General features: G+C 57.5%; 6 protein-coding genes. 2 read left to right on the top strand and 4 right to left on the bottom strand.

Translation table 11 applies throughout. From position 1 onward, the window contains the following. The 3 genes from HFM78_RS03110 to HFM78_RS03100 all read right to left on the bottom strand — a co-directional run. The coding region (locus tag HFM78_RS03110; protein ID WP_287127958.1) for a Wzz/FepE/Etk N-terminal domain-containing protein at nucleotides 1–211 on the bottom strand (211 nt) is incomplete at its 3' end. An 8-nt stretch (nucleotides 212–219) separates the two neighbouring features. Next, nucleotides 220–2,724 (bottom strand): SLBB domain-containing protein, encoded by a 2,505-nt coding sequence (locus tag HFM78_RS03105; protein ID WP_287127957.1) that lies wholly within the window; start codon nucleotides 2,722–2,724, stop codon nucleotides 220–222. Nucleotides 2,725–2,814: 90 nt separating this feature from the next. After that, entirely contained in the window at nucleotides 2,815–3,834 is a 1,020-nt protein-coding gene (locus tag HFM78_RS03100) for a type I glyceraldehyde-3-phosphate dehydrogenase (protein ID WP_287127956.1), read from the bottom strand. Between the two features lie 61 nt (nucleotides 3,835–3,895). Between HFM78_RS03100 and HFM78_RS03095 the strand changes: the two genes are divergently transcribed. Further along, on the top strand, nucleotides 3,896–4,336 hold the full coding sequence (locus tag HFM78_RS03095) for a tRNA (cytidine(34)-2'-O)-methyltransferase (protein WP_287127955.1): 441 nt from the start codon (nucleotides 3,896–3,898) through the stop codon (nucleotides 4,334–4,336). A 62-nt stretch (nucleotides 4,337–4,398) separates the two neighbouring features. Further along, entirely contained in the window at nucleotides 4,399–4,782 is a 384-nt protein-coding gene (locus tag HFM78_RS03090; RefSeq protein WP_287127954.1) for a hypothetical protein, read from the top strand. Here the strand turns inward: HFM78_RS03090 and HFM78_RS03085 are convergent. After that, a partial coding sequence (locus HFM78_RS03085) for an exopolysaccharide biosynthesis polyprenyl glycosylphosphotransferase (protein WP_287127953.1) occupies nucleotides 4,776–5,689 on the bottom strand: 914 nt, incomplete at its 5' end. The two genes, HFM78_RS03090 and HFM78_RS03085, sit on opposite strands and share 7 nt — an antisense overlap.

Below are 5,689 nucleotides of genomic sequence, written 5' to 3'. Positions count from 1 at the left end.
CTGAGGTGGAGGACTGGTTTTCTTGGGGAGGGAGGAGGGTGGTCTCGGCCGTGTAGCTATCGGGGAGCAACTGCATTAAAGCACCCACCACTAGGGCCGTCCCGAGGGTGGTGCCCAGGATGAGTTTTTTGTACTTTGTCAAGATAATTAGGACATCCAGGAGGCCAATCCCAGTCTCCTCAGGGTCTGTGGTTTGTTTGAAGCTATCCACCCTGTCCCTCACTGAAATAAAGTAATTGCGGTACCCGCTGCCACGGCAAACTGAAAAACAATCTGGGAGATGTCCTTAAGCTCCGCTACGCTGTCATAGCGGTCTAGCTGCTCAGGCACGACTATGGCATCACCGGGCATCAGTCGGACGCTCTCGAAACTGTTACCGCTGCCAATGCCCAGAAACCCGCCGGAATTACCCGCTTGACGACGACTGAGCACGGAACCATCGGCCCGCAGGATGTACATGCTGTCACTATCAGCGGTCTTAGTCACGCCCCCTGCCTTGCTGAGATAGAAGCCGACGGACTCACCGGGCTGGAAGATAAAAGCATTTTGGTTGTAGACCTGCCCAAAGACATTCACCACCCCTACTGCGTAGGGCAATGTAAAGATGTCGCTATCTTCAACGGGGATATCGGGGATATCCTCAAGGCGGTTACGAGTGGCTTGGAGATCCAAGACCAACCGCCCCGAAGCTTTAACCGTCCGCAGTTGCGTCACCAAGCCCTGCTGGGTACTGACACGGGCGCGATAAGCGTTGGCATCTTCGTTGCGGCGCGTCCCCTGGGTGGCGGAAACGCTGACTTGATTCTCCAAGCGGGCGAGGGCTTCGTCTAGGTTGCGCTGTTGGGTCTGGCGCACGGAGTCCCGGATCAAGGAGGCTCCAAAAAGATAGGCATTATTGGTAATCCCGCCCACCCGCGCCACCAGTTGTTGGAGGGTTTCGTTGGGCAAAGCTTGGTAAACCCCCGGATAGTTAAACTCCCCTTCCAACCGCACATACCGCCGTTGTTTGTTCTGGGGGACCCGGACTTCGCCCTTAGAAAAAACCGTGATGATATCGCCCGGTTGCAGGGGTAAATTGTGGACCGGGTCCCGTTGCCGCACCGCCAGCCCCAGGTTAAAGGTCAAGAGTTTAGTCGTGAGGTCGGGTTTCTGAAACCGCTCCACCGCCGCATAATCCCAGTTGATCTCGGTGGCCTCGGGCTTGAGCGTCTGGTTAGGGGCCTCGGCTAAACCCAGGACATTTTGGTTTGCGTAGTAGGACTTCGGGATCAAGTCCTCGGGGTTGGGTACCAAATCGCTGACCCTGAGTCCTGGTCGCCAAGGGTAACGGGCGGGCCGTGCCACGTTGCCGCGCAGGGTCACCGCATTGTCAAACTTGAGCGAGATGGGCGCAATCTGCACAATATCGCCGTCTTGGACGACCCGGTTGAGCGTAGATTCATCCAGGTCAAACTCGTCTACCCGGCGTACTGCACGGCCTTCAATCCGCTCTAGGACGACGTGTTGGCCCGTAGCGGTCGTACTCAGACCCCCGGCTAGAGTCAAAAGCTCCCGGACGGTCATCCGGCCCCGGCTCGGTTGAGCCTGCTGGACACGGGCGGTGAGGCTATCTAGGGAGTCTTGCGGAATAGTTATGGGCTGGGCGGAGGCTACTTTGGTGGCCTTGAGTTCAAAAATAGCCGGATTATTCACACTCCCACCAATCGCCGCCAAAGGACCGATGGTCGGGAAATTGAGCACATCGCCCGGTTGGAGCGGTACATCACGGGAGGTGTCCCCCCGGAGCAATAAATCATAGAGGTCAAAGGTCGCCACGGTACGACCCCCGCGCCGGAGTTGGATGTTCCGCATCGAGCCTTTGCGTGTCGGCCCCCCAGCGGTGAAAATAGCGTTGACCAGGGTCGTCAGCGAACTGACCGTATAGTTACCGGGCCGGACGGCTTGGCCCACGACAAAAATTGGGACTGCTCTGAGGTTCCCCAGATTGACGCTCAGTTCAAAGTTGCGGTACGTGCGCCCGAGCACAGTCTTGAAATAGCCCTGGAGGTCGCGGTACTTCAGCCCCGCCACATAGATGTTCCCGACCTTGGGCATGAAAAAATTACCCGTCCGGTCCACTGCTGCACTGTAATCCACATCAATCTGGCCCCAACCCCGCACTAGGATCTCATCACCGGGGCCGACTACATAATTATTGAGAGCCGGTACTTGGTCGGCGGCAGTAAAAGTCGAGGGGACGCACTGAAACAGGTTGTAGCCGTACAGCAACAGGTCCCGGTTGAGCGAGATATAGACTAATTCCTGGAATTCATTGCGCTCAAAGAGGGGTTGCCCCAACTTGGCGGGCGGTAAACTGTCTACCGGGGTCTGACCTGCTAGTTCCTGGGGGGAGAGGGGGGGCCGATAGGTGCCTTGGTCCTGACAATTATTGGGGGTAGAGCCGGGGGCTGCACCCGCGACGGACCCGGCGGGTTTGGTACTCTTACCGTTGCTGTTATTGCGGATCTCCAACTGGGGATTCTCCGGTTCCTCGGTCGTGGGTACTCTAGTCGGCTGGGCGTTGGGGACCCCTGGTACGGCTAAGGAAGGGACCGGCGTGGGCGTGGCTCCCGGCGGCAGGTAGCCCGGCGGGAAAAGGTTCGCCGGTAGGGCCTGGGCTAGGACCGAGACCGGGGCTGCAAACAACAGGACCCCGAGGGCGAGTGGTGAATATTTCAGGTGCATGGTGGTTATGATATCAGACCGTGCTATTTAGTTCCCAGGCAACAAAAAGGGAGCCAGCGGACCCGCTCCCTTGGGTCCCAAAGGTAAAAGCTAATCCGTCCACTTGGTAGCGACGAGTTCAGCCAAGTCCACGACCCGCTGGGAATAGCCCCATTCGTTGTCATACCAGGAGACGACCTTGAGTAGGTTACTCTGCATCACCATCGTCAACTCGGAGTCCACAATTGAGGAGGCATCGCTACTGCGGTAGTCCACCGAGACCAAGGGCAAGTCCGAAACTTCGAGAATACCCTTCATCGGACCATCGGCAGCGTCGCGCAGGGCCTGGTTGACCACTTCCACACTGGTCGGCTGTTGGACTTCAACCACTAGGTCCACGACGGAGACATTGGGGGTGGGAACGCGGAAGGCGAGACCGTCAAGTTTACCCTTGAGTTCTGGGAGGACCAAGCTCACGGCTTTGGCGGCCCCAGTAGAGGTCGGGACGATGCTCAAGGCCGCCCCACGGGCGCGGCGCAGGTCGCGGTGGCTAGCATCCAAGAGACGTTGGTCTCCGGTATAAGAGTGGATCGTCGTCATCGAACCGCGCACAATCCCGAAACTTTGGTGGAGGACTTTAGCGACGGGAGCGAGGCAGTTGGTAGTGCAGGAAGCATTAGAAATAATGTTGTGTTGGTGGTGGTCATAGGTCTCGTCATTGACCCCCATCACGAAAGTTCCGATGTCAGAACCCTTGCCAGGGGCGGTGATCAGGACTTTTTTGGCCCCGGCCTGCTGGTGCTTACCGGCCCCTTCGGTGCTGATGAAGACCCCAGTAGCTTCGATCACCAAATCAATGCCCAAGTCGGCCCAGGGAAGATTGAGGGGGTTACGGTCTGAGAAACACTTGAGGATGTGCCCGTTGGCGGTGATGGAATTCTGGTCATGGCTGATCTGGGCCGTGGAGACCCCGAGCATGGAGTCATACTTTAAGAGGTGAGCGTTGGTCTTGGAGTCGGAGGTGTCGTTGAGCGCGACCACCTGCAAATTAGTCTGGGTACGGCCCAGCCAGCAACGCAGAAAATTTCTGCCAATCCGTCCGAATCCGTTGATCGCAACTCTAATTGCCATGCTTCTGCTCAAACAGGTTTTGCCCCTCATGATACCGTAGGACTGCATTCTAAGGTGAACGGTGTACGTGGTCCTTTACCAGCCAGAGATCGCGCCCAATACAGGTAATATCGCCCGGACCTGTGCGGCGGTGGGCTGTCCGTTACATTTGATTGCGCCCTTAGGCTTCCAGTTAGATGACCGCCGACTCAAACGGGCGGGCCTGGATTATTGGCCCCAGGTTGAACTGATTACCCACGACAGTTGGGCCGATTTTGTCCAGAACCGTCCCCCTGGTTCTCTGTATGCCCTCAGTGCTAGGGCGACTACGCCCTGTTGGGCCGCTGACTTCACCCTGCCCGTGGGCCTACTCTTTGGACCCGAGACGAGGGGGTTACCCGAAACAATTTTACGGGACTATCCTAATTTGGTAGTACCCATGGGCCGGGGGGTACGGAGCTTAAATTTAGCGGTGACCGTGGGGATTGTTCTCTATGAGGCCCTCCGGCAACAAACCCATTGAGGCGACTGACTTCATATGTAAAGATGGACTATCCTGCTCCTGTAGCCCTCCGCCCTAGGCCCATGCAAGACACTCTCCTCCTTTGTCAAATCTATATCGAGCCCGTCACTCTCCTGGGTTACCGGGTCGCGCTGCAATACTTAATCGTGGCGGAAGGGATCACCGACAAGCCCCTCCGCTACATCTTTAGTGAATTTGAGGATATGAACCAACTCTGGCTCGACCTCAAGTCCTCTTCCTCTGAACAGGTTGTTGAGAAGCTCACCAGCCGCGAAGAAGGACCCCAACGGGCGGCTAAACCCAAGCCCCGTCCGGCCGGAGTTAGCAGTAGTGAACGAACTTTTGCCGCACCACGTAGCACGGCCCCGTCTCCGGCCCCGCGCCCCAGACCCAGTGAGGGACGCAGTGACGCACTACCGCCCCCACGTCCCCGCAAGCCTCAGTAGGCGTTGGGTTGGCCCCAAATGACCTGCCAGCAGGTGACGAGGAGAATTCTGAGGTCTAGGAGTAGGGACCAGTTCTCGATGTAGTAGAGGTCATAGCGGACTCGTTCGGGGATCGAGGTGTCACCGCGCAGACCGTGGACCTGTGCCCAGCCGGTGATGCCGGTTTTGACAAGGTGGCGGTCGAAATATTTGGGGATCTCTTGACGAAATTGTGCGACATAGTGGGGCCGCTCTGGGCGTGGTCCTACCAAACTCATATCACCCGTCAAGACATTGAGCAGTTGGGGCAATTCATCAAGACTAGTCCGGCGCAAAAAGCTGCCACCGGGCGTGACGCGCTTATCGTTCTGAGTCGTCCAGCCCGGACCACTGGCCTCCGCATCCACATACATCGTGCGGAATTTATAAATATAAAAGCTCTCCCCGTCCCGACTGAGCCGCTCTTGACGGTAGAAGATGGGACCGGGACTCGTGCGCTTGACCCAGAGGGCAATCCCCAGCAGTAGAGGACTAATCAAGGCCACCCCCACTCCAGCAAAGGTCAAGTCCAAGAGGCGTTTGCAGAAACGGTTCTGCCAATACCGGAGGGGAGTCTCGCGCAGGGTCAATAAGGGCACCCCGCCTAGAGAATCCATCCTTAAATTAGTCGTCAAGAGTTCGCTCACCTCCGGTACCAAGCGGACCCGGATAGCCCGTTGACTGACCACAGCCAGGAGTTCAGTGAATTGAGCCGGGGGCAAGGTCCCCAGGGCAAACCAAACCTCATCCACCTCGCCCTTAGCCAAGACCGCGCTCAAGTCCGTCAATTCCCCGAGGACCATTCGGTCTGCTTGGGCGAGTCCGAGATGACCGACCACGGTATAACCTAGACCCGGACTCTGTTCCAGACGTTTCGCCGTCTCAATAG

This window comes from Candidatus Cyanaurora vandensis (genome assembly GCF_013285555.1).
GTDB lineage: Bacteria > Cyanobacteriota > Cyanobacteriia > Gloeobacterales > Anthocerotibacteraceae > Cyanaurora > Cyanaurora vandensis.
The sequence above is the reverse complement of the archived record's forward strand: the minus strand, read 5'-3'. Positions and strand labels throughout refer to the sequence as shown.

Coding starts and splice junctions, on each gene's coding strand:
- HFM78_RS03105 (WP_287127957.1), bottom strand. CDS start 2,724: ATGCACCTGAAATATTCACCACTCGCCCTCGGGGTCCTGTTGTTTGCA.
- HFM78_RS03100 (WP_287127956.1), bottom strand. CDS start 3,834: ATGGCAATTAGAGTTGCGATCAACGGATTCGGACGGATTGGCAGAAAT.
- HFM78_RS03090 (WP_287127954.1), top strand. CDS start 4,399: ATGCAAGACACTCTCCTCCTTTGTCAAATCTATATCGAGCCCGTCACT.